The organism is uncultured Xylophilus sp. (assembly GCA_913776965.1).
Taxonomy (GTDB): Bacteria; Pseudomonadota; Gammaproteobacteria; order Burkholderiales; family Burkholderiaceae_C; genus Xylophilus.
The window spans coordinates 91,352-112,494 of the sequence record CAJYQL010000109.1 but is presented as its reverse complement, the minus strand read 5'-3'; the positions used below and the strand labels follow the sequence as shown (position 1 = coordinate 112,494).

General features: G+C 70.8%; 16 protein-coding genes. 5 read left to right on the top strand and 11 right to left on the bottom strand.

Annotation, left to right across the window (positions count from 1 at the left end; translation table 11 throughout):
- The coding region (locus QZ500_RS15720; protein WP_295856389.1) for an exodeoxyribonuclease V subunit beta at positions 1 to 1,459 on the bottom strand (1,459 nt) is incomplete at its 3' end.
- A complete protein-coding gene (locus QZ500_RS15715) occupies positions 1,456 to 4,083 on the bottom strand; it encodes a PD-(D/E)XK nuclease family protein (RefSeq protein ID WP_295856387.1) in 2,628 nt (875 codons plus the stop codon). The genes QZ500_RS15715 and QZ500_RS15720, both read right to left, overlap by 4 nt.
- Before the next feature lie 85 nt (positions 4,084 to 4,168).
- On the opposite strand from QZ500_RS15715, the gene trxA reads away from it, so the two are divergent.
- Positions 4,169 to 4,501 carry a thioredoxin TrxA gene (trxA, locus tag QZ500_RS15710; protein ID WP_295856386.1) on the top strand — a complete coding sequence of 111 codons (333 nt, stop codon included), beginning with the start codon at positions 4,169 to 4,171 and terminating at the stop codon, positions 4,499 to 4,501.
- Positions 4,502 to 4,732: 231 nt separating this feature from the next.
- Positions 4,733 to 5,995 carry a transcription termination factor Rho gene (gene rho / locus QZ500_RS15705; protein ID WP_295856384.1) on the top strand — a complete coding sequence of 421 codons (1,263 nt, stop codon included), beginning with the start codon at positions 4,733 to 4,735 and terminating at the stop codon, positions 5,993 to 5,995.
- Between the two features lie 59 nt (positions 5,996 to 6,054).
- Here rho and QZ500_RS15700 read toward each other — a convergent pair whose 3' ends face one another.
- Together QZ500_RS15700 and sbcD are read right to left on the bottom strand one after the other, a co-directional pair.
- On the bottom strand, positions 6,055 to 9,495 hold the full coding sequence (locus QZ500_RS15700) for an AAA family ATPase (protein ID WP_295856382.1): 3,441 nt from the start codon (positions 9,493 to 9,495) through the stop codon (positions 6,055 to 6,057).
- The gene (gene sbcD / locus QZ500_RS15695) at positions 9,483 to 10,712 is read right to left on the bottom strand and encodes an exonuclease subunit SbcD (RefSeq protein ID WP_295856380.1); all 1,230 of its coding nucleotides are present in this window, start codon (positions 10,710 to 10,712) and stop codon (positions 9,483 to 9,485) included. The genes QZ500_RS15700 and sbcD overlap by 13 nt, the downstream gene beginning before the upstream one ends.
- A gap of 128 nt (positions 10,713 to 10,840) precedes the next feature.
- Here sbcD and QZ500_RS15690 point away from each other — a divergent pair, with 128 nt between their 5' ends.
- The 3 genes from QZ500_RS15690 (at position 10,841) to QZ500_RS15680 (ending at position 14,319) form a co-directional block, all read left to right on the top strand.
- Positions 10,841 to 11,101 carry a type B 50S ribosomal protein L31 gene (locus QZ500_RS15690; RefSeq protein WP_295856378.1) on the top strand — a complete coding sequence of 87 codons (261 nt, stop codon included), beginning with the start codon at positions 10,841 to 10,843 and terminating at the stop codon, positions 11,099 to 11,101.
- Between the two features lie 118 nt (positions 11,102 to 11,219).
- Complete coding sequence (locus QZ500_RS15685; RefSeq protein ID WP_295856376.1) at positions 11,220 to 12,947, top strand: hypothetical protein; 1,728 nt, start codon at positions 11,220 to 11,222, stop codon at positions 12,945 to 12,947.
- A gap of 1 nt (position 12,948) precedes the next feature.
- Positions 12,949 to 14,319, top strand: coding sequence for an MATE family efflux transporter (locus tag QZ500_RS15680; RefSeq protein ID WP_295856374.1), 1,371 nt, complete (start codon positions 12,949 to 12,951; stop codon positions 14,317 to 14,319).
- Positions 14,320 to 14,335: 16 nt separating this feature from the next.
- Here QZ500_RS15680 and phoR read toward each other — a convergent pair whose 3' ends face one another.
- The 7 genes from phoR to pstS all read right to left on the bottom strand — a co-directional run bounded on the left by phoR (position 14,336) and on the right by pstS (position 21,123).
- Entirely contained in the window at positions 14,336 to 15,778 is a 1,443-nt protein-coding gene (gene phoR, locus QZ500_RS15675) for a phosphate regulon sensor histidine kinase PhoR (RefSeq protein WP_295856372.1), read from the bottom strand.
- A gap of 13 nt (positions 15,779 to 15,791) precedes the next feature.
- The gene (gene phoB, locus QZ500_RS15670; RefSeq protein WP_295856370.1) at positions 15,792 to 16,499 is read right to left on the bottom strand and encodes a phosphate regulon transcriptional regulator PhoB; all 708 of its coding nucleotides are present in this window, start codon (positions 16,497 to 16,499) and stop codon (positions 15,792 to 15,794) included.
- Positions 16,499 to 17,200 (bottom strand): phosphate signaling complex protein PhoU, encoded by a 702-nt coding sequence (gene phoU / locus QZ500_RS15665; RefSeq protein ID WP_295856368.1) that lies wholly within the window; start codon positions 17,198 to 17,200, stop codon positions 16,499 to 16,501. The genes phoB and phoU overlap by 1 nt, the downstream gene beginning before the upstream one ends.
- Before the next feature lie 15 nt (positions 17,201 to 17,215).
- Entirely contained in the window at positions 17,216 to 17,995 is a 780-nt protein-coding gene (gene pstB, locus QZ500_RS15660) for a phosphate ABC transporter ATP-binding protein PstB (RefSeq protein ID WP_295856367.1), read from the bottom strand.
- Between the two features lie 92 nt (positions 17,996 to 18,087).
- Complete coding sequence (gene pstA / locus QZ500_RS15655) at positions 18,088 to 18,987, bottom strand: phosphate ABC transporter permease PstA (protein WP_295856365.1); 900 nt, start codon at positions 18,985 to 18,987, stop codon at positions 18,088 to 18,090.
- Entirely contained in the window at positions 18,987 to 19,952 is a 966-nt protein-coding gene (gene pstC / locus QZ500_RS15650; RefSeq protein ID WP_295856363.1) for a phosphate ABC transporter permease subunit PstC, read from the bottom strand. The genes pstA and pstC overlap by 1 nt, the downstream gene beginning before the upstream one ends.
- Before the next feature lie 142 nt (positions 19,953 to 20,094).
- Positions 20,095 to 21,123 carry a phosphate ABC transporter substrate-binding protein PstS gene (gene pstS, locus QZ500_RS15645; RefSeq protein ID WP_295856361.1) on the bottom strand — a complete coding sequence of 343 codons (1,029 nt, stop codon included), beginning with the start codon at positions 21,121 to 21,123 and terminating at the stop codon, positions 20,095 to 20,097.
- Between the last annotated feature and the right edge of the window lie 20 nt (positions 21,124 to 21,143).

Sequence of the window (21,143 nt, the reverse complement as noted above, 5' to 3'; positions counted from 1 at the left end):
CGATCACGCCGGTCGCGTTGCGACGGGTGTGGTCGCAGGCCAGCCGGTCGCCGCCCAGCCCCTCGATCACGAAGCGCTGGGCCGCGCGAAACACCTGCGGCTCGGCGCGGCGAAAACGGTAGATGCTCTGCTTCGGATCGCCCACCAGGAACACGCTCGGCGCCTCGCCTGCCCCGGCACCCACATAGCCCGACAGCCAGGCCTGCAGCGCCTGCCACTGCAGCGGGTTGGTGTCCTGGAATTCGTCGACCAGCAGGTGGCGCACCCGGGCGTCGAGCCGCTGCTGCACCCAGCCGGCGAGCACCGTGTCCGACAGCATCGCCTGCGCGGCCCGCTCGACGTCGTTCATGTCGACCCAGCCGCGCTCGCGCTTCAGCGCCGCGTATTCGGCCACCAGCAGCCGGACCAGCCGCGCCATCCGGCCGTGGTGCAGCCAGGCGGCATGCTGGGCCTCGGCCTCGCCGCAGCGCTGCACCAGCGCCTGGGCATGGCGCACCGCATCGATGCCGTCGAGCTTGTCGTTGAACTTGCGCGGCTCGCCTTCCTTGGTGAGCAGCGCGGCGCGGATACCGGCCGCATCGCCGGCGGTCGCCGCGACCTCCAGCGCCGCACCGGCAGCGGAAAAAGTCTTGGCGCTCGCCCGGCCGAGCGCGCGTGCGGCGGCGTAGAGCGCGTCGCGCTGCGCGAGCAGCCAGTCTGCGGGTAGCGGGTGGTCTGTGCCCATGTCGGGCCAGAGCGCGGCCCAGGGAGCGATCGCGCCGTCCACCGCGCCAGCACCGTCGGCAAGGGTGAATTCGACCCGCCGCTGCAGCGCCGCATGGAGCGCTTTCTGCGTCTGCGAGCGGCCGTGCTCGGCCACCAGCTCCTGGAAGTCGGCATGCAGCGCGTCGTCGGCCAGCACCGCGCCGTGGAAGCGCCGCCAGACCCGCGCGACCGCCTCGCTGTCGTCCTCGAGCAGGTCGTAGCTGGTCGGCAGGCCGAGCTGCTCCAGCACTGCGATCGGCGCGGTGCGCAGCAGCGCCGCGAACCAACTGTGGAAGGTGCGGACCTGCACCGGCCGGCCGGCCGCGAACAGCATTTGCTGCAGATTCGATAGCTGCTTGCGCAGGCCGGGCGTGCCCGCAGGGCCTGCAGAGGCCTCGATCTCCGCCTGCGGCACGCCGCGGTCGCGCAGCGCCGACGCCAGCGCCTCGGGCGTCAGCGTGGCGAAGTCGGCCAGCCATTCCTGCAGCCGCTGCCGCATCTCGCCCGCCGCCTTTTTTGTGAAGGTGATCGCCAGGATCTCGTGGGGTGCACAGCCGGCCAGCAGCGCCCGCACGATGCGCGACACCAGCATCCAGGTCTTGCCGGCGCCGGCGCAGGCCTCCACCGCGACACTGCGCCGCGGATCGCAGGCGATCGCATAGAAGCGCTCGCGCGGCACCCGCCGGCCGTTGTGTTCGTAGGCCAGATCGTTCACGGCACGCTCCACCAGTCCTTGCGGCACAGACCGCGGGCAGCACACCAGTCGCACACCGGCCCCTCGCCCAGCGCCGGCAGCACGTCGCCCGCCCCGATCCGCGCGAAGTCGCCGAGGATGCCCTCGACCAGCGCGTCGCGCGCCTCGACCACATCTTCCTGCGGCACGTCGGTGGTCAGGCCCTTCTCGCCGATGTTCAGGTAGGCGGCCTGCAGCGCGTCGTCCTCCAGCAGCGCGGCATAGAAGGCGAGCTGGGTGTCCTCGCCCCGGCGGCGCAGCCGGTCGCGGGTGGTCTGCAGGCCTTCGGTCTTGTAGTCGATGACCAGGGGCTGCGGCGCAGCGCCAGCGCCGGCCGGCACGGTGTCCATTCGGTCGATCTGGCCGATCAGCGTCATCCGGCCCAGCGGCTGCTCGCGCCAGGCCTCGGCCCAGGCGAAGCGCGCCCCGCCGGCCTCGTGGCCGGCCAGCCAGGCGAGGTAGCCGTCGCGGGTGGCGGGCCAGGTGGCGGCGAACGGCAAAAAATCCTCCTGCGCCAGGCCGCGCAGGTGCGAGGCAGTCGCGGCGGCGGCATCGAGCCGGTCGCGGCGTTCGGCCGCGTCGTCGGTCGGCGCCTCGGCCAGGGCCTCGTGGAAGGTGCGCAGCACGTCGTGCAGCCAGAGGCCGAAGTCGCGCTTGTCGATCTCCGCGTCCAGCTCGTCGGCCTCGCGCAGGCCGAGCTGGCGCAGCGCGAAGAAGCGGTAGGGGCACTTGCGCAGATCCTCGTAGGCGCTGGCCGAAAGCTGGTCGACCGGCAACCCGTCGCCGCGCGGCTGCGGGGGCCGGACCGGCTGCACCGCCACCTGCCGCAGCGCGCGCGGATCGTCCGCCGCGCAGACGGCGCCGGGGCGTGCTTGCAGTGCCTGCACCAGCGGGCTGGGCAGCAGCGGCTCGCCGCCTTCGTCGCCGGCACGCCAGAGGACATCGACCTGCGGCCCGCGCAGTGCCTCGTCCCAGGCGGCGGCCGTGGCCGCCTGCAGCGCTTCGCGGGTCGGCAGCCCGAGGGCGACACGCTGCGCGCCCGACCAGTTGCCGGCCGGCTCGGGCGAGGCCGGCAGTCGCAGTTCGTCGCAGCCGGGCAGCACGACCGCCCCGAAGCGCCGTGCCAGCAGTTGCGGCAGCGGCACCACGACCACGTCGGCATCGGCGGTCGGGCCGTCCATCTCCGGAGTGAAGTTCGCGGCCTCCAGCACCTGACGCGCCCACTGGGTGAAGGCGGCGAGGCCGAGTCGCCGGGCGGCCCAGGGCGAGGCTTCGAGCTGCTGCGCAAAGGCCTCCTGCGCGGCCGGCTCGAGCCGCAGCACGGCGATGACCCGCTTGCCCGCAGGGTCCTCCGCCAGGCTGTCCCATGCGCCGCCCGCCTGCAGCAGCGCGCGCAGACCGGCCAGCCATTCCGGCAGCGGACGGGCGCGCTGCATCGCTTCGCGCAGGGTGGCGATGTCGTCGGCCAGCCCGCGCAGGCCGGCCGGGTCGGCGGTACCCTCGCGCGGGGCCCGCCAGCCGCTCCAGTCGCGTACACCGTCGCGCCGCAGCGCCGCTTCCAGGGCCTGCACCCGTGCAGCGCCGAACGTCTCGGCGGCGGGCTTGAGCCAGTCGAGCACGTCGTCGGCCGACGCGGTGCGCGGGCAGGCCCGCAGGGCGCTGGCGACCAGCGCGGCCGCCCGGGTGGTCGACAGTTTCCAGCCGCTCTCGTCGCGCAGCACCAGGCCGCGCGCCCGCAGCATGGCGCCGATCCGCCGGGTGAGCGCCCGGTCGTTCGCCACCAGCGCGACCGGGCGGCGGCCGGCTTCGGCATGGGCCAGCACGCAGGCGGCGGCGCGCTCGGCTTCGTCCTCGGCATCGGCGACGGACTGCAGTCGGGCAGGCGGCGTGCCGCCGGTCGCTGCCGGCGTACGCAGCGCGATCCGGCCGACCGGCAGGCCGGCAGACTCCCAGTGGCGGGCCAGCGCCTCCGCGAGCGGATCGGCCTCCAGTCCCTCGCCCACGACCAGGCAGCGCACGCCGCTGGCGCGGGCCGCATCGGTGAACAGCACGTCGGTCGCGCAGGACGATGCCAGCGCCCAGGCCAGCGCCACCCGCGCGGTCGCGGCCTCTAGCTGCAGCACCGCCGCATCGGTGCCGGCGCCGATCGCCTCGACTGCGGCAGCGCCCCAGACCTCGCGCTCTGCCGGCGGGACGGCAGCCATCGCGCGGTGCAGCTGGCAGGCAGCGTCGGCCAACGGCCCGGCAAGCGTCTCGGCATGCCGGCGCAGCACCGGCACTTGGTCCAACAGCGCCCGCGCCTGCAGCAGGTCGCAGGCGGTGTCGCCGACGACGCAGCCCGCCGTCGCGTCGTCCGGCGGCGCCAGGCTGCGCGCCCAGCCGGCGCAGGTCTCGAACCGCGGCGCAAAGCCGGAGGGCCGGCGCCGTGACCAAGCGCGCCGCGCCTCCGCCAGCAGGGCAGGAAACGGCAGCAGCACCACCGCCTCGCTGGCCACCACGCCGAGCTGTGCGAGCAGGGCTTCCAGCCGGGCCATCGGGCCGTCGTCCGCCTCCAGCCAGGGCCTGCCGGCAGCGTCGCCGCCATGGGTTTTGGCTATGCCGGACATAGCAGGCATGACCCTTCTCTACACTTGGGTTCTGTCACAATGGCCGCCACTTTAGCGGCTCCCCATCCCATACAAGGAAGACTCCATGGCCAGCGATCTCATCAAACACATCTCGGATGCCTCCTTCGATGCCGACGTGCTCCAGGCCGACAAGCCGGTGCTGGTGGACTACTGGGCCGAATGGTGCGGCCCGTGCCGGCAGATCGCGCCGATCCTCGACGAAGTCTCGGCCACCTATCAGGACAAGCTGCAGATCGCCAAGATGAACGTCGACGAGAACCGCGAGATTCCGGCCAAGTTCGGCATCCGCGGCATCCCGACGCTGATGCTGTTCAAGAACGGCCAGCTCGCTGCGCAGAAGGTCGGCGCACTCAACAAGGCGCAGCTGACCGCCTTCCTGGACCAGCAACTCGCCTGATCCGTTTCCGCCGGGGCCTGCTGCAGGGCCCGGCACCGCGCCGCCGCCCGCATCCGCGGCCCGGCGGCGCACCGGCAGCGCTTTTTTTGCTGTCATAATCCCCCGCAGACTCGCCGGCGCGCACCACCCCATGCCCGCCCGGTTCGACACCCCGGCTCGCGAGGCCTCCTCGCCCTGCCCCCTCCCCCCTGGATTTTTCTCTCTTTGTGAACTCCGCGCAGGAGTAGTCCTATGCACCTAAACGAACTCAAGGCACTGCACGTGTCCGAAGTCCTCAAGCAGGCGGAAGAACTCGAGATCGAGAACACCGGCCGCATGCGCAAGCAGGAGCTGATGTTCGCGATCATCAAGAAGCGTGCACGGGCGGGGGAACAGGTCTTCGCCGACGGCGTGCTCGAGATCCTGCCCGATGGCTTCGGCTTCCTGCGCAGCCCCGACACCAGCTTCACCGCCAGCACCGACGACATCTACATCTCGCCGAGCCAGGTGCGCCGCTTCAACCTGCACACCGGCGACATGGTCGAGGGAGAGGTCCGCACGCCGAAGGACGGCGAGCGCTATTTCGCGCTGACCAAGCTTGACGCGGTGAACGGCGGTCCGCCCGAGCAGAACAAGCACAAGGTCATGTTCGAGAACCTGACCCCGCTGTTCCCCAAGGAGCAGATGAAGCTCGAGCGCGACATGAAGGGCGACGAGAACATCACCGGCCGGATCATCGACATCATCGCCCCCATCGGCCGCGGCCAACGCGCGCTGATCGTCGCGCCGCCCAAGAGCGGCAAGACGGTGATGATGCAGCACATCGCCCATGCGATCACCGCCAACAACCCCGACGTACACCTGATGGTCCTGCTGGTGGACGAGCGGCCCGAGGAAGTGACCGAGATGCAGCGCACCGTCAAGGGCGAGATCATCGCGTCCACCTTCGACGAGCCCGCCGCGCGCCACGTGCACGTGGCCGAGATGGTGATCGAGCGCGCCAAGCGCCTGGTCGAGCTGAAGAAGGACGTGGTGATCCTGCTGGACTCGATCACCCGCCTGGCCCGGGCCTACAACAACGTCGTGCCGTCGTCCGGCAAGGTGCTGTCGGGCGGTGTCGATTCCAACGCGCTGCAGCGGCCCAAGCGCTTCTTCGGCGCGGCCCGCAAGGTCGAGGAAGGCGGCTCGCTGACCATCATCGCCACCGCGCTGGTCGACACCGGCAGCCGCATGGACGAGGTGATCTTCGAGGAGTTCAAGGGCACCGGCAACAGCGAGGTGCACCTGAACCGTCGCCTCTACGAGAAGCGCGTGTTCCCGGCCATCGAGCTCAACAAGAGCGGCACCCGGCGCGAGGAGTTGCTGCTGCCGCCGGAGATCCTGCAGAAGACCCGCATCCTGCGGCAGTTCATGTACAACATGGACGAGATCGAGAGCATGGAGCTGATGATCAAGAACATGAAGGCGACCAAGACCAACGTCGACTTCTTCGACATGATGCGCCGCGGCGGCTGATCGCCCGCTCGCCGGCGCACGCATGACGGAACGCCCCGCACCGCGGGGCGTTCCGCTTTTCAGCCCACGGCGAAGCGGCGGTCGAGCGCGCTGCAGCCCATGCCCTCGCCTTTGCGCACCCGGATCTGCCCCGGAATGCGCTCCTTCAGCGCCTCGACGTGGCTGATGATGCCGATGGTCTTGCCGCCGGCATGCAGGTGGTCCAGCGCATCGAGCGCGATCTCCAGCGTCTCCGCATCGAGGGTGCCGAAGCCCTCGTCGAGGAACAGCGAATCGATCCGGGTCTTGTGGCTGACCAGATCCGACAGCGCCAGCGCGAGCGCCAGGCTGACGAGGAAACTCTCGCCGCCCGACAGCGTGCGGGTATCGCGTGCGATGTCGGCCTGCCAGGTATCGACCACCTCCAGTTCCAGTTCGCCGAGCGACCGGCGGGCCAGCCGGTAGCGGCCGTGCAGCCGGCCGAGCTGGCGGTTGGCCAGATGCAACAGATGGTCCAGCGTGAGGCCCTGCGCGAACTTGCGGTACTTGGCGCCGTCGGCCGAGCCGATCAGGCCGTTGAGGTGCTGCCACAGGTCCACGTCCGCCGACTGCGCCGCGATCTCCGCCTGCAGGGCCTGCAGGCCCGCGCGCCGGGCCGTGTCCTCGGCCAGCCGGCTGTCGATCCCGCCTTGGCGCTGCGCTGCGGCGGTGAGTTCACCGTCGAGCTGCGCCAGCTGTGCGTCGATGGTCTCTGCGTCGCGCTGCGTGGCGGGGCTCGCCAGCAGGAGGTCGACAGCGGCCTGCGCCGCACGGTGCAGCGCGTCGGCGTCGCCGACGGCGCGGTCTAGCGCCTGCAGCTTTGCCTGCAGGCGGTCGCGTTCGGCCTCCTCGATGCAGGCGGTCTGGAAAGCCGCGGCATCGGCGAATCCGCTGGACGTTAGGGCTGCCTGCCAACCCCGCTGTGCCGTAAGGGCGGCACGGCAGGCGTCGGCCTGCTGCGGCTCCAGCGTTCGCAGGGCCCCATCGCAGGCCGTGACCTCGCGCTCCGCGGCCTGCCAGGCGGCAGCGGCGTCGGCGTCGGCGTAGTCCGCAGCAGACGCAAAGGGCTCCGCAGCGGCCTCCTGCGACGGCACCGGCAACCCGGCATCGCGGCAGCGCGCGGCCCAGGCCACGGCCGCCTGATCGGCCGCATCGGCAGACTGCCGCAGCGTGACCGCTTCGGCCCGCAAGGCGTCGTGGCGTGCCTGCAGGGCCTGCCAGGCGCGGTAGTCAGCGGCACGGGCGTCGATCCACGCGCGGCTGTCGGCCGGCACCGTGGTGGACCAACCCTGCAGTGCAATGAGGAGGGCCGCCTCTGCCTGCGCATGGTCGGCCTGCAGACGCGCCGCCTGCGACGACCAGGCGTCGCCCGCGCTGCGCTGGGCGGCGAGCGCCTGTGCGCAGTCGGCCTGGCGCTCGCGCGCTGCATGGTGCAGCGCGACGGCGCGGCGGCTTTCGGCCTGGGCCTGGGTACAGGCGTCCTGCGCATGGGTCCAGGCGCTCCAGTGATGCCGCGCGGCCGCCAGCGCCTGCGCATCGGCCGCCTCCGCGTCGCGCAGCGCGGCATCGTGCCGCCGGTCGGCCGGCCAGGCCATCGTCTCGGCAGCCGTCGCCCAGGCTGCGTGCAGGTCCCGCAGTGCCGTACCGATGTCGGCCCGTTGTGCAGACAGCTGTTCGCGCTGGGCAGCCAGCCGGTTCGACAGGTCGCGCTGCGCGTGGCCCTCCGCCTCGGCCGCATCGCGCCGGGCGCGCAGCGCCTCCAGTGCCAACTCGGTCGCGGAGACGTCCAGCGCCTCGTAGGCGGCGATGGCCGGGTGGGTATGCGAGCCGCAAAGCGGACAGGCCTCGCCCGGCTGGAGGGCGTGCCGATGGCTTTCCAGGTCGCGGATGCGCTGCTCCTGCCGCAACAGCGTTTCCTTGTCCCGCACCTGCTGCTGCAGGGCCTGGAACTGCTGGCGCAGCAGCTGCAGCCATTCATCGGCCGTCTGCCCATGCTGCGCTGCCTCGGCGAGGGCGGTGTCTACATGCGCCGCGCGTGCCTCGTGTTGCCCGATCTCGCGGCACAGGCGCCGCAACTGCCCCCAGCCGTGGCCGCGGGCGACCAGCTGCAGCTCGGCCGAGCGCAGTTGCTCGGCATCGCGACCGGCTGCCAGCTGCCGCAGGGCCGCATCGGCTGCTTCCTCGACGGCGCGGGCCCGCTCAGCAGCCGCACCTGCTGCCGCGGTGCCGTCCGCGAGCACCTGCAACTCGGTCTGGCCGGCAGCGATCGCACGGTCGGCCTCGTCGCGCCGCGCCTGCAGTTCGGCCTGCGCCGCAAGACGCTCGGCGCGGCCCTGGAACGCCGCACGCCATCCGGCGAGTTGCTCGCCGAGGGCGGCGTGGTGCGCCCGCGCCGTGCGCTCGGCCTCCACGGCGGCGCAGGCGTCGTGGCATTGCTGCAGCGCCGCGGCCTGTTGCCGGGCCACGGCGGCAGATGCTGCGGCAGCCCGAGACAGCGCCGCATCGGCCCGCTCGCGCGCCTGCCGGCGCCGATCCCGCATATGCGCCAGCCGCGCAGTGCCGTCGGCCTCGGCCGCCGTCGCCGCCTGCCACGCGGCATGCACCGGCCGCAGCCGCTCTGCCGGACCGCTGGCCGCGAGGCGTGTCCGCTCCGGTGCGGCATCCTCCCAGGCCCGTCGCGCTTCCGCGGATTGCCGTTCTGCGGCGGTGCGACGGGCCAGCGCGCCGTCACGCGCCTCCAGCCACTGCCGCTCCGCCATCAGGCCGCGGCGCTCGTCCTGCCACTGCACGATGCGTGCTCCCAGCGCCGCGGATTCCGTCACCAGCGCGTCGCGGGCGGCATCGTCGAGGAAATCGATACCGCCGGCTCGTGCGCGCAACTGGTCGAGCACAACCCGCGCATCGCGGGTGCGTTCGTAGACCTGCTGCGAGATCCGCCCATACACATCGGTGCCGGTCAGTTCCTCGAGCAACTCGGCCCGCTCGCCGGCACTGGCCTTGAGGAAGGCCGCGAAGCCTCCCTGCGCCAGCAGCATCGATTTGGTGAACCGGCCAAAATCCAGGCCGGTGAGCGCCTCGGTCTGGCGCAGCTTGTCCTGCACCCGGTCCGTCAGGATGGTGCCGTCGCCTGCGGCCAGTTCGACCTTCGCGGGCTGCAGGGCGCCATCGGCGCGGTCGCGCGCGCGGCGCTGGCTCCAGAACGCGCGGTAGCGTGCGCCCCGGACCTCGAATTCCACTTCGGCGAGGCAATCCGCGGTGTGCCGGCTCATCAGCTCGTTGCCGGCCTGGGACACCGCACCGATCCGCGGCGTCTGGTGGTAGAGCGCCAAGCAGATCGCATCGAGCAGCGTGGTCTTGCCGGCGCCGGTCGGGCCGGTGATCGCGAACAGGCCGCTGCCGGCGAAGGGTGCGGCCGTGAAGTCGATGCGCCACTCGCCCCGCAGCGAATTCAGGTTCTTCAGCCGCAGGCTCAGGATGCGCATGCGCCGCCCTCCGCGTCGAGGCCGGCCCGCACCGCGCGGTGGCATGCCCGCAGGCGTTCGACCAGGCCCGGGTCCAGCGTTTCGACGGCCAGCCGGCGGTCGAACACCTGGTCCGGGTCGAGGTCGTCCAGCGTCGCGCCGGGCGCCGCGTCCAGCCGGCCGGCGGCGGTGCCGCGCGCACGCCGCACCCGCAGCAGCTCCACCGGGAGGCCGTCGGCCAGCGCGGCGACGCGCTGCGGCAGGTCCGGCAGATAGTCGTCGGTCGCGACCTCGACATCGATCCACACGGGGCCGGGTGCGCCGGCGGCCGCCACGGCCGCCTGCAATGCGGCCGGCAGCTCGGCTAGCGTGCCGCGTACGGTCGCGAGCGCCTGGAAGCACGGGACCGGCACCGGCGTCACCGCCTGGAGACCGGCGAGGTCGAAGTCCACCACCAGCACCTCCTTCACCTGCCGCGCCTCGTCGAACCCGAGCGGAATCGGCGAGCCGCTGTAGCGGATGTGTTCCAGGCCGCCGACCTTCTGCGGCCGGTGGATGTGGCCGAGCGCGATGTAGTCGGCCGGCGGAAAGGCGGTGGTCGGGAAGGCCTCGAGCGCGCCGACGTAGATCTCGCGCACCGCCTCGCTGGCGCTCGCACCGACGGTGGTCAGGTGGCCGGTGGCGACGATCGGCAGGCCGCCGTGCGCGGCGCTCTGCTCCACTGCGAGCGCATGCAACTGCGCGTAATGGTCGCGGATCGCGTCCTGCAGCGCGCGCTGCTTGTCCTCGGCGCTGTCGCCGGCACGGCTGAGCAGCAGATCGCGGGCGCGCAGGAAGGGCACGGCACACAGCATCGCCCCCGGCGATCCATCGCGGCGGCGCAGCAGCAGGACCTGCTCGGCCAGCGGCTCCGCCCGGGCGGGCACGACATGGGTGCCGAGCCGGCGCAGCAGCCGGCGGTTCTCGCCCAGCATCGCGACCGAATCGTGGTTGCCGCCCAGCACCACCAGCGTCGCGCTGGCATCGTGCACCAGTTCCACGCAGTGGTTGTAGAGCTCCCGCGCATGGCTCGGCGGTGCGCCGGTGTCGAAGATGTCGCCGGCGACCACGACGGCGTCGACCGACCGGTCCAGCACCGTGGCGACGAGCCAGTCGACGAACGCCCGGTGCTCGGCCTGGCGGGACTTGCCCATGAAATGCTGGCCCAGGTGCCAGTCGGAGGTGTGCAGCAGGCGCAAGGCGGAAACTCAGTGGCGGCAATCGGTCATTTTCGCCGCCCTGTGCGATAATCGCAGGCTTTTTCAGCGGAAAGTGCGTCGCAATGGGTGCGGCGTGGCTGCCGCAGCAGACCCCAAGGAAGACGGCCATGGCCAAAGAAGGCATTCACCCCAACTACCGCGAAGTGCTCTTCGTGGACCTGTCCAACGGTTTCAAGTTCGTGACCCGCTCCTGCGTGAACACTAAAGAAACCGCCAAGGCCGACGACGGCCGCGAGCTGCCGCTCTTCAAGCTCGATACCTCCAGCGAATCGCACCCCTTCTACACCGGCACCCAGAAGTCGGTGGACAACATGGGCGGCCGCGTGGAGCGTTTCCGCAACCGTTTCGGCAAGACCGCCGCCAAGTAAACGGTCCGCGGCGCGCGCCCGGCAGGGCGCTGCAGCCCGACAAAAGGCAGCCCGGGCATCCCCGCGCTGCCTTTTTGCTTTCTCCGTCTATCCTTCCGCGCGACGCCTTCCGACCTCCGTGAACCGCCCCACCCCCGCCATCGTCGCCCAGAGTGCCGTACGCCGCCTGCCGCGCTGGGCGCTCGTGCTGTTCTGCACCGCCTACGTGCTGGCCGGCTTCGTGGGGCGCGGGCCGTGGAAGAACGCGGACATCTCGGCCTTCGGCTACATGCTGGAACTGGCGCAGGGCCGCACCGACTGGCTGCAGCCGGTGCTCGGCGGTCTGCCGCCCGAGACCGAAGGGCTGCTGGCCTACTGGCTCGGCGCCTGGGCGCTCCGGATCGCGCCGTCGTGGGTCTCGTCCGACCTCGCGGCGCGGGTACCGTTCGGCCTGCTGCTGGTGCTGACCCTCGCCGCGACCTGGTATGCGGTCTACAGCCTGGCCCGCAGTCCGCGCGCGCAGCCGGTGGCCTTCGCTTTCGGCGGCGAAGCGCAGCCGCGGGACTATGCCCGGGCGATCGCCGACGGCGGGCTGCTGGCGCTGATCGCCTGTCTGGGACTCGCGCAGCTGTCGCACGAGGGCACCGCCTACCTGACGCAGCTCGCCTTCACGACGCTGGCCTTCTTCGCACTGGCGGTGGCGCCCTACCGGATGCGGCTGGCCACGGCGTCGCTGGTGACGGGACTGGCCGGCCTGTCGCTCTCCGGTGCGCCGACGCTCGCGCTGCTGTTCGGCACCGGGGGTGCGTTGCTGGCCGCTGCCGAATCCCGGCAGGACCTGGAATCCGCGCCGATCCTGCGGCGCTGGGCGATGCTTGCTGCCGCGGTCACCCTGGCCGTCGCGGCCCTCGCCGCGGGTCTGCACCTGTGGCACTGGCGGATCGATCCGCCCACCGGCGGCGAATGGCGCAGCGTCGGCCGCCTGCTGCTCTGGTTCACCTGGCCCGCCTGGCCGTTGGTGCTGTGGACGCTCTGGCGCTGGCGCCGGCAGCTGGCCAGCCGCGAACTGCATCGCCACCTGCTGCTGCCGGCCGGGTTCGCCGCGGTCGCGGTGCTGGCGACCCTGACCACCACGCCGGCAGACCGGGCCCTGCTGCTGGCGCTGCCGGCGCTCGCCACGCTGGCCGCCTTCGCACTGCCGACGCTCGGCCGCAGCGTCGCCGCCCTGGTGGACTGGTTCACCCTGCTGTTCTTCACCGGCGCGGCGGTGATCGTGTGGATCATCTACATCGCCATGCACACCGGCTGGCCCCGCCAGCCGGCGGCCAACGTGGCCAAGCTGGCGCCCGGCTTCGTGGCGGAGTTTTCGCCCTGGCTGCTGGCCATCGCCCTGGCCGCGACGCTTGCCTGGGGACTGCTGGTGCGCTGGCGGGTCGGCCGGCAGCAGCATGCCCTGTGGAAGAGCGTGGTCCTGCCCGCCGGCGGTGCCGGCCTCGCTTGGCTGCTGCTGATGACGCTCTGGCTGCCGCTGCTCGACTACGCCCGCAGCTATGCGCCGCAGGTGCAGCGGGTCGTCGCCGCGATGGACGGACCCACGCCGTCCTGCGTCGAATTCACCGGCTTCAGCCGGGCCCAGGTGGCCGCCTTCCAATACCACGGCGGCCTGCGGCTGCAGCCTGCGCGCCGCGAGCCGGCCTGCAGTTGGCTGCTGGTCGACGTCGGCGCCCCGGGCCCGGCGCTCGAAGCCCAGGCCGATCCCGCCGCCTGGACCCTGGTCGCCACGGTGGCGCGGCCGGCCGACCGCAAGGACACGGTCCAGCTCTACCGCGCCCGGCCGGCGGCGTCCGCCCGGCCCGCGGGACGATGACATGACCGCCGCAGCGTCCCCGGCCGACGGCTGGCGCGGCGAATTCCCGGCCATCGCCCGCCACGCGGTGACGGTGCTGGCCGGCCAGCTGGCCGTGATGGCCTTCGGCGTGACCGACACGGTCATGGCGGGTCGCCATTCGGAAACCTCGCTGGCGGCACTGTCGGTCGGCTCGGCGATCTTCGTCAGCGTGTACGTCGCGCTGATGGGCGTGTTCCAGGCACTGCTGCCGGTCTGGGCCGAGCAGCGTGGCGCCGACCGGCCGCAGGACGTGGGCCGGTCGGTGCGGCAGTCGCTCTACCTGTGGCTGGTCCTGTCGCTGCTGGGCATGGCGGTGCTGTCCTCCCCCGGTCCGCTGCTGCGCTGGGCGTCGGTGCCGCTGGCGCTGCAGGCCGAGGTCGGGCGCTATCTGGGTGTGCTGGCCTGGGCACTGCCGGCCGCACTGCTGTTCCGCATCTTCAGCACGCTGAACCAGAGCCTGGGCCATCCGCGGCTCGTCACCTGGCTGCAGATCGGGTCGCTGGGTCTGAAGATTCCGCTGTCGGCCTGGTTCGCGCTCGGCGGTCCCGGCGTCGCGCCGATGGGTGCGGTCGGTTGCGCCGTGGCGACGCTGCTGGTGCACCAGGTGATGCTGGTGATCGCCGTCTGCCTGGTGCGCTCGCAGGCCCGCTACCGGCCCTACGCGCTCTGGCAGCCGCTGGAGCGGCCGGATGGCGCACAGCTGAAGCTCTTCCTGCGGCTCGGCGTGCCGGCCGGAATGGCGATCCTGGTGGAGGTGACTTCCTTCACGCTGATGGCCCTGTTCATCGCCCGCCAGGGCACGCTGCCGACCGCCGGGCATCAGATCGCGACCAGCATCGCCGCCCTGCTCTACATGGTGCCGCTGTCGCTCGGCATCGCCGCCAGCGCCCGTGTCGGCTACTGGTTGGGCGCGGGTGCGGCCGCACGGGCGCGGATGGCGGTTTCGGCCGGTTTTGTGCTGCTGGCGCTCTCCGCATCTACGCTCGCAGCTATTATTTTCATAGCAAGAGGTGTACTGCCGGGCTTCTACACCGGGAACCCGGCGGTCGCCACGGTGGCCTCCGGGCTGCTCGCCTGGGTCGCGGTGTACCACCTGGCCGATGCGCTGCAGTGCTTCTGCGTCTTCGTGCTGCGCTGCTACCGGATCACCTTCTCGGCCCTCGCGGTCTACGGGGTGATGCTGTGGGGCGTGGGACTCGGCGGCGGCTATGCGCTGGCCTACCGCGGCGTCGCCGGTATGGCCGCCCAGCCGGCGCCCGAAACGTTCTGGATGTCCAGTGCCGCCGCGCTCTGGGTGACGGCCGCCGTGTTCGTCGTCATGGTGCGCTGGGCGGTCCGCCGGCGCACCTGACGCCCCCCTTGCGGCTTCAGGCCGGTGCCGCGAGCGGCGCGGCCTTGCCGGCCGCCGCGGCATTGTCGGCGCGGACGCGGCTGGCAGGAAACACCAGCGCGAAGCGCGAGCCGACGCCCGGCACGCTGTCGATCAGCAGCCGCCCGCCGTGGCGCTGCAGCACATGCTTGACGATCGCCAGGCCCAGACCGGTGCCGCCGGTCTCGCGCGACCGGCTGCGGTCCACCCGGTAGAAGCGCTCGGTGAGCCGCGGAATGTGCTCGGGCGCGATGCCGGGGCCGGTGTCCTCGACGACGAATTCACCTTCGCCGGCGCTGCCGCGGACCGGGTCGCCGCCGTCCAGCAGCGTCCAGCGGATGCGGATCGTGCCGCCGGCGGGCGTGTAGCGCACCGCGTTGCCGACCAGGTTGGACATCGCGCTCTGCAGTTCGTGCTGCGACCCGGCCAGCGCGCCCGCCGCCGCCATCTGCGCAGCCGACGGGAATTCCAGCACATGCCGGCGCCCCAGCAGTTCGGACAGCGCCCGGCCCTCCTGCTCGCAGTGCGCGAGCAGCGCCTGCACCGGCACCCACTCGGCCCGGCCGGGGGGCGGACTGCCTTCCAGCCGCGACAGCGTCAGCAGGTCGTTGACCACGTTCTGCATGCGGCCTGCCTGCTGCGCCATTAGGCCGAGGTAGTGGTGCCGCTCGCCCTCGTCGAGCGGCAGCGTCTGCAGGGTTTCGACGAATCCGGTCAGCACCGTGAGCGGCGTGCGGATCTCGTGCGAGACGTTGGCGACGAAGTCGCGCCGCATCGCATCGGCCTGCTCCATCGCGGTCACGTCGCGCGACAGCAGCAGCGTGCGGCCGGTGCCGTAGGGATTGAGCTTGACCGACAGCGTGAACGGCCGGCCCGGCGTGTGCCGGCGGCCGGGCATCTGTATGTCGTGGCCGAAATCGCGGCCCGACCAGTAGGTCGCGAATGCCGGGTCGCGCACCAGGTTGCCGATCGATTGCAGCCGGTCGCGCTCCACGTCGATGCCGAAGTGGTCGGCCGCGATCTGGTTGCACCATTCGATGCGGCCCTGTTCGTCGAGCAGCATCACGCCGTTGGGCGAGACCTGCAGCGCCGCCAGGATGTCGTCCGCGCGGGCACGGCCTTCCTGGGCCAGCAGTTCGCCCCGGCGCGCCCGGCGCCGGGCCCGGTCGCCCGCTTCGCCCCAAAGGCCGCGCACCGCGGGTGCGTCGGCCGCGGACAGCTCGTCGTTGCGCAGCCAGGCCAGCACCCGGCGCGCCCGCTGCGCATCGACGACGAAACCCAGCCAACTCGCCAGCAGCACGCCGGCGAGTGCACCGCAGGCGCCCCAGGCAGTCCACGCATGGCTGAAGTCGGAGTGGCCGCGCCACACCGTGCCCGCCGTCCAGCCGGCCACCGCGCCGACGATCTGCAGCAGCGCGAACGCCAGATACCGCGAAAACATGCAGCCCGGATGCTCAGTGCGCCTGCGCCACCGGGGCCAGCGCGGTCACGCGGTAACCGGCGCCGCGCACGGTCTCGACCATCGTGCCGGCGACGCCGAGCGACTCGCGCAACCGCTTGACGTGCACGTCCACCGTGCGCTCCTCGATGAACACATGGTCGCCCCACACCTTGTCGAGCAGCTGGGCCCGGCTGTGCACCCGCTCGGCATGGCGCATCAGGTAATGCAGCAGCTTGAACTCGGTTGGGCCGACCTTCAGCGGCTGGCCCTGGAAGGTGACCCGATGCGTCGCGGCATCGAGCACCAGCGCGCCGATGGTGACCGCCTCGCTCAGCTGCTCCGGCGCACGGCGGCGCAGCACCGCCCGGATGCGGGCCAGCAGTTCCTGGGTGGAGAACGGCTTGGTGATGTAGTCGTCAGCGCCTGCGTCGAGCCCCGCCACCTTGTCCGGCTCGTCGCCGCGAGCGGTCAGCATCAGGATCGGCACCGCCTTGGTCCGGGCGTCGGCGCGCCACTTGCGCGCCAGCGTCAGGCCGCTCTGGCCCGGCAGCATCCAGTCGAGCAGGATCACGTCCGGCAGCACCGCGTCGAGCTCGCGCTGCGCCGACGCGCCGTCTTCCGCCCACACCGGCTGGAAGCCGTTGTGGCGCAGGTTCACCGCGATCAGCTCGGCGATCGCGGGCTCGTCTTCGACGATCAGGACCAGGGGCAGCTTCTTCATCAGCGGATGGCGGATTCGATCTGCGCCATGGAACTGTGGCGCACGTCGGTACCCTTGACGATGTAGATGATGAACTCGGCGATGTTCTTCGCGTGGTCGCCGATGCGCTCGATCGCCTTGGCGAGGAACAGCAGGTCCAGGCTCGGCGAGATCGTGCGCGGGTCTTCCATCATGTAGGTGATCAGCTTGCGCACGAAACCGTCGAACTCCTGGTCGATCTGGTCGTCCTCCTTGAGGATCGACACGGCGGTGGAAACGTCGAGCCGCGCGAACGCGTCGAGCGCCTTGCGCAGCAGGCCGGACGCCAGGTCCGCTGCCACCCGCAGGTCGGAGGACGGCAGCGCGCGCGACGAGCCGCTCTCGATGATCGACTTGACCATGCGAGCGATCTTGGTCGCCTCGTCGCCTACGCGCTCCAGGTTGGCGGTGGTCTTGGAGATGGCGATCAGCAGGCGCAGGTCGCGGGCGGTCGGCTGGCGGCGCGCGATGATGGTGGAGAGGTCGTGGTCGATCTCCATCTCCATCGCGTTCACGCGCGCTTCGGTCTCGACCACGTCGTCGGCCACGTCGGCGCTGAACTGCGACAGCGCGTAGATCGCCTGGCGGATCTGCGACTCCACGAGGCCGCCGAGCTCCATCACGCGGGAGGAGACGCCGTTGAGTTCGCTGTCGAACTGGCTGGAAAGATGCTTGTCGGGCATGGTGTCTCCTGGGGTTCAGCCGAAGCGGCCGGTGATGTAGTCCTCGGTCTCCTTGCGCTGCGGCTTGAAGAACATCTGCTCGGTATCGCCGAACTCCATGAGGTCGCCGAGGTACATGTAGGCGGTGTAGTCGCTGCAGCGGGCGGCCTGCTGCATGTTGTGGGTCACGATCACCACCGTGTAGTCGTTCTTCAGCTCGGCGATCAGCTCTTCCACCTTGGCGGTGGAGATCGGGTCGAGTGCCGAGCACGGCTCGTCGAGCAGCAGCACTTCGGGCTTGATCGCGATGCCGCGGGCGATGCAGAGCCGCTGCTGCTGGCCGCCGGAGAGACCGGAGCCGCTCTGGTGGAGCTTGTCCTTCACCTCGGTCCAGAGCGCTGCCTTGCGCAGCGCCCATTCGACGCGCTCGTCCATGTCGGTGGCGTTCAGGCTCTCAAACAGCTTTACGCCGAAGGCGATGTTGTCGTAGATCGACATCGGGAACGGCGTCGGCTTCTGGAACACCATGCCGACCTTGGCGCGGATCAGCGCCACATCCTGCTTGCTGGTCAGCAGGTTCTCGCCGTCGAGCACGATCTGGCCTTCGGCCCGCTGCTCGGGGTACAGCTCGAACATGCGGTTGAAGGTGCGCAGCAGCGTGGACTTGCCGCAGCCCGACGGACCGATGAAGGCCGTGACCTTGTTGGCCGGAATGTCCAGGTTGATGCCCTTCAGGGCGTGGAACTTGCCGTAGTAGAAGTTCAGGTCGCGCACCGAAATCTTGGCGGGTGCTGCTTGCGTGGCGATGGCGTTCAATCGATTCTCCGTTCGGGGGCCACCCTGGGCCGGCGTCGCCGGACCGATGGTGGCGCCCACTTGAGGGGGAAGCGCCGCAGGCGCTTCGGGAGTTACTTTTGGCGGGTGAGCACCCGGGCGAGGATGTTGAGGCCAAGCACGGCGACAGTGATCAGGAACACGCCGGCCCAGGCCAGCTGCTGCCAGTTCTCGTACGGGCTCATCGCGAACTTGAAGATCGTCACCGGGAGGCTGGCCGTCGGCTTGGACAAATCGGCGTTCCAGAACTGGTTGGACAGCGCGGTGAACAGCAGCGGCGCGGTTTCGCCGGCGATCCGGGCCACGGCCAGCAGCACGCCGGTGATGACGCCGGCGCGGGCTGCCCGCAACGTGACCAGCGTGATCACTTTCCACTTCGGGGTGCCGAGCGCGTAGGCCGCCTCGCGCAGGCCGGCGGGCACCAGCAGCAGCATGTTCTCGGTGGTGCGGATCACCACCGGAATCACGATCAGCGCGAGCGCCACGATGCCGGCATAGCCCGAATAGCTCTTGAAGCGCGCGACCACCACCGCATAGACGAACAGGCCGATCACGATCGACGGTGCCGACAGCAGGATGTCGTTGACGAAGCGGGTGACCGACGCGAGCCAGCCGCGCGGGTCGTACTCGGCCAGGTAGACGCCCGCCATGATCCCGATCGGTGTGCCGACGCAGGTGGCGAGCAGCACCATCATGGCCGAGCCGAAGATCGCGTTGGCGAGGCCGCCGGCCTCGTTGGGCGCCGGGGTCGATTCGGTGAACAGCGCGATGCTCAGGCCGCCGAGGCCCAGCCGGAGCGTTTCCCAGAGGATCCAGACCAGCCAGAACACGCCGAAGGCCATGGCGGCCAGCGACAGCGCCAGGGCGATCTGGTTGACCCGCTTGCGGGCGGCGTAGCGGGCGCGCCGGGTTTCGGCGAGCGCGGCCGCGTCGAGCAGACGCTGGCTGGTGGAAGCGGTAGTGGCGGTATTCATCACGATTTCGCGCCTTCGCTCTTCTTGAGTTTCAGCAGCAGCAGCTTGGACAGGCTCAGCACCACGAAGGTGATGAAGAACAGCACCAGGCCCAGGTAGATCAGCGACGCCTGGTGCAGGCCTTCGCCGGCTTCGGCGAATTCGTTGGCGAGCGCCGAGGTGATGCTATTGGCGGCCTCGAAGACCGACAGCGAATTGAGCTGGTTCATGTTGCCGATGACGAAGGTCACCGCCATCGTCTCGCCGAGCGCACGGCCGAGGCCGAGCATGATGCCGCCGAGCACGCCGGTCTTGGTGTACGGCAGCACGACCTTCCAGACGACTTCCCAGGTGGTGGAGCCGAGGCCGTAGGCCGACTCCTTGAGCAGCGGCGGCGTCACCTCGAACACGTCGCGCATCACCGAGGCGATGAACGGGATGATCATGATCGCGAGGATGATGCCGGCCGACAGGATGCCGATGCCCACCGGCGGGCCGGAGACCAGCGTGCCCAGGAACGGCACGCCCGCGAGCAGCTTCTGCAGCGGCTGCTGCACCCAGGTGGCCAGCAGCGGGCCGAACACCATCAGGCCCCACATGCCGTAGACGATCGACGGCACGGCGGCGAGCAGTTCGATCGCGGTACCGAGCGGCCGCTTGAGCCAGGCGGGCGAGAGTTCGGTGAGGAAAAGCGCGATGCCGAAGGACACCGGCACCGCGATCGCCAGCGCGATGAACGAGGTGGCCAGCGTGCCGTAGATCATCACCAGGCCGCCGTAGTCGTTCTGGACCGGGTCCCAGACACTGCGGGTGAGGAAGCTCAGGCCGTACTGGCTGATCGAGGGCCAGGCGCCGATGACCAGCGAGCCCAGGATGCCGACGAGCAGCGCGAGGGTGAGCAGCGCAGCGCCGCGGGCGGCGAGGCCGAACAGGCGATCCGCCAGCACGCCGGTCAGGCGCGAGCGCGGAGCAGGAGAAGGATTCATGGTGGCACCACGCCCCGCGGTGCGGGCGGGTGCATGGGTGATCGGCAGTGTAGAGGACACGTCGCAGGCCTCGGTAGGACTTGGAAGGGGTCTGCGCCATCGCGGACAGGGGCCCCGGAGGGCCCCCTGTCCGCATCGGCGATCAGCGGTAGGAGATCGTCTTGCCCGCCGTGTCCTTCACCTCGTCCCAGGACTTCAGCACGATCTGCTTCACGCTGTCGGGCATCGGCACGTAGTCGAGGTCGGCAGCGGTCTTGTCCTGCTTGTAGGCCCAGTCGAAGAACTTGAAGACCGTGGCGGCCTGGACCGGCTTGTCCTGCGTCTTCTGCAGCAGGATGTAGGTGGCCGTGGTGATCGGCCAGGCATCCTTGCCGGGCTTGTTGTTCAGAATCTGGTAGAAGCTCTTGGCCCAGTCGGCACCGGCAGCGGCGGCCTTGAAGGTCTCGTCGTCCGGCGACACGAAGGCGCCGCTCTGGTTCTGCATCTGCACGTACGTCATCTTGTTCTGCTTGACGTAGGCGTACTCCACGTAGCCGATCGAGTTCGGCAGGCGGCCGACGAAGGCGGCAACGCCCTCGTTACCCTTGCCGCCGGCGCCCGTCGGCCAGTTCACTGCGGTGCCTTCACCGACCTTGCTCTTCCATTCCGGGTTGACCTGGCTCAGGTAGTTGGTGAACGCGAAGCTGGTGCCCGAGCCGTCTGCACGGCGCACCGGGGCGATCGGCGCATCCGGCAGCTTGGCCGACGGGTTCAGCGCCTTGATGGCGGCGTCGTTCCAGTTGGTGATCTTGCCCAGGTAGATGTCGCCCAGGACCTGGCCGTTCAGGCGCAGTTCGCCCGGCTTGATGCCGGCGATGTTGACGACCGGCACCACGCCGCCGACCACCGTAGGGAACTGCACCAGGCCCTTTGCCTTCAGTTCATCGTCCTTCAGCGGAGCGTCGGACGCGCCGAAGTCCACCGTCTTGGCTTCGATCTGCTTCAGGCCGGCACCGGAGCCGACCGACTGGTAATTGATCTTGACGCCGGTGGCCTTGTTGTAGTCGGCGGCCCACTGGGAATACCGCGGCGCCGGGACGCTGGCGCCGGCGCCGGTGGCTTCTTGCTGCGCCCATGCGGAGTTGGCGGCCAGGGAAGCGGCGGCCAGGACGGCGAGCAGGGACTTGTTCATGAAGACATCCTTTATGCGAT

Coding starts and splice junctions, on each gene's coding strand:
- pstA (WP_295856365.1), bottom strand. CDS start 18,987: ATGAATACCGCCACTACCGCTTCCACCAGCCAGCGTCTGCTCGACGCG.
- QZ500_RS15715 (WP_295856387.1), bottom strand. CDS start 4,083: ATGTCCGGCATAGCCAAAACCCATGGCGGCGACGCTGCCGGCAGGCCC.
- QZ500_RS15700 (WP_295856382.1), bottom strand. CDS start 9,495: ATGCGCATCCTGAGCCTGCGGCTGAAGAACCTGAATTCGCTGCGGGGC.
- phoU (WP_295856368.1), bottom strand. CDS start 17,200: ATGCCCGACAAGCATCTTTCCAGCCAGTTCGACAGCGAACTCAACGGC.
- phoR (WP_295856372.1), bottom strand. CDS start 15,778: ATGTTTTCGCGGTATCTGGCGTTCGCGCTGCTGCAGATCGTCGGCGCG.
- pstC (WP_295856363.1), bottom strand. CDS start 19,952: ATGAATCCTTCTCCTGCTCCGCGCTCGCGCCTGACCGGCGTGCTGGCG.
- QZ500_RS15690 (WP_295856378.1), top strand. CDS start 10,841: ATGGCCAAAGAAGGCATTCACCCCAACTACCGCGAAGTGCTCTTCGTG.
- rho (WP_295856384.1), top strand. CDS start 4,733: ATGCACCTAAACGAACTCAAGGCACTGCACGTGTCCGAAGTCCTCAAG.
- QZ500_RS15680 (WP_295856374.1), top strand. CDS start 12,949: ATGACCGCCGCAGCGTCCCCGGCCGACGGCTGGCGCGGCGAATTCCCG.
- pstS (WP_295856361.1), bottom strand. CDS start 21,123: ATGAACAAGTCCCTGCTCGCCGTCCTGGCCGCCGCTTCCCTGGCCGCC.
- trxA (WP_295856386.1), top strand. CDS start 4,169: ATGGCCAGCGATCTCATCAAACACATCTCGGATGCCTCCTTCGATGCC.
- phoB (WP_295856370.1), bottom strand. CDS start 16,499: ATGAAGAAGCTGCCCCTGGTCCTGATCGTCGAAGACGAGCCCGCGATC.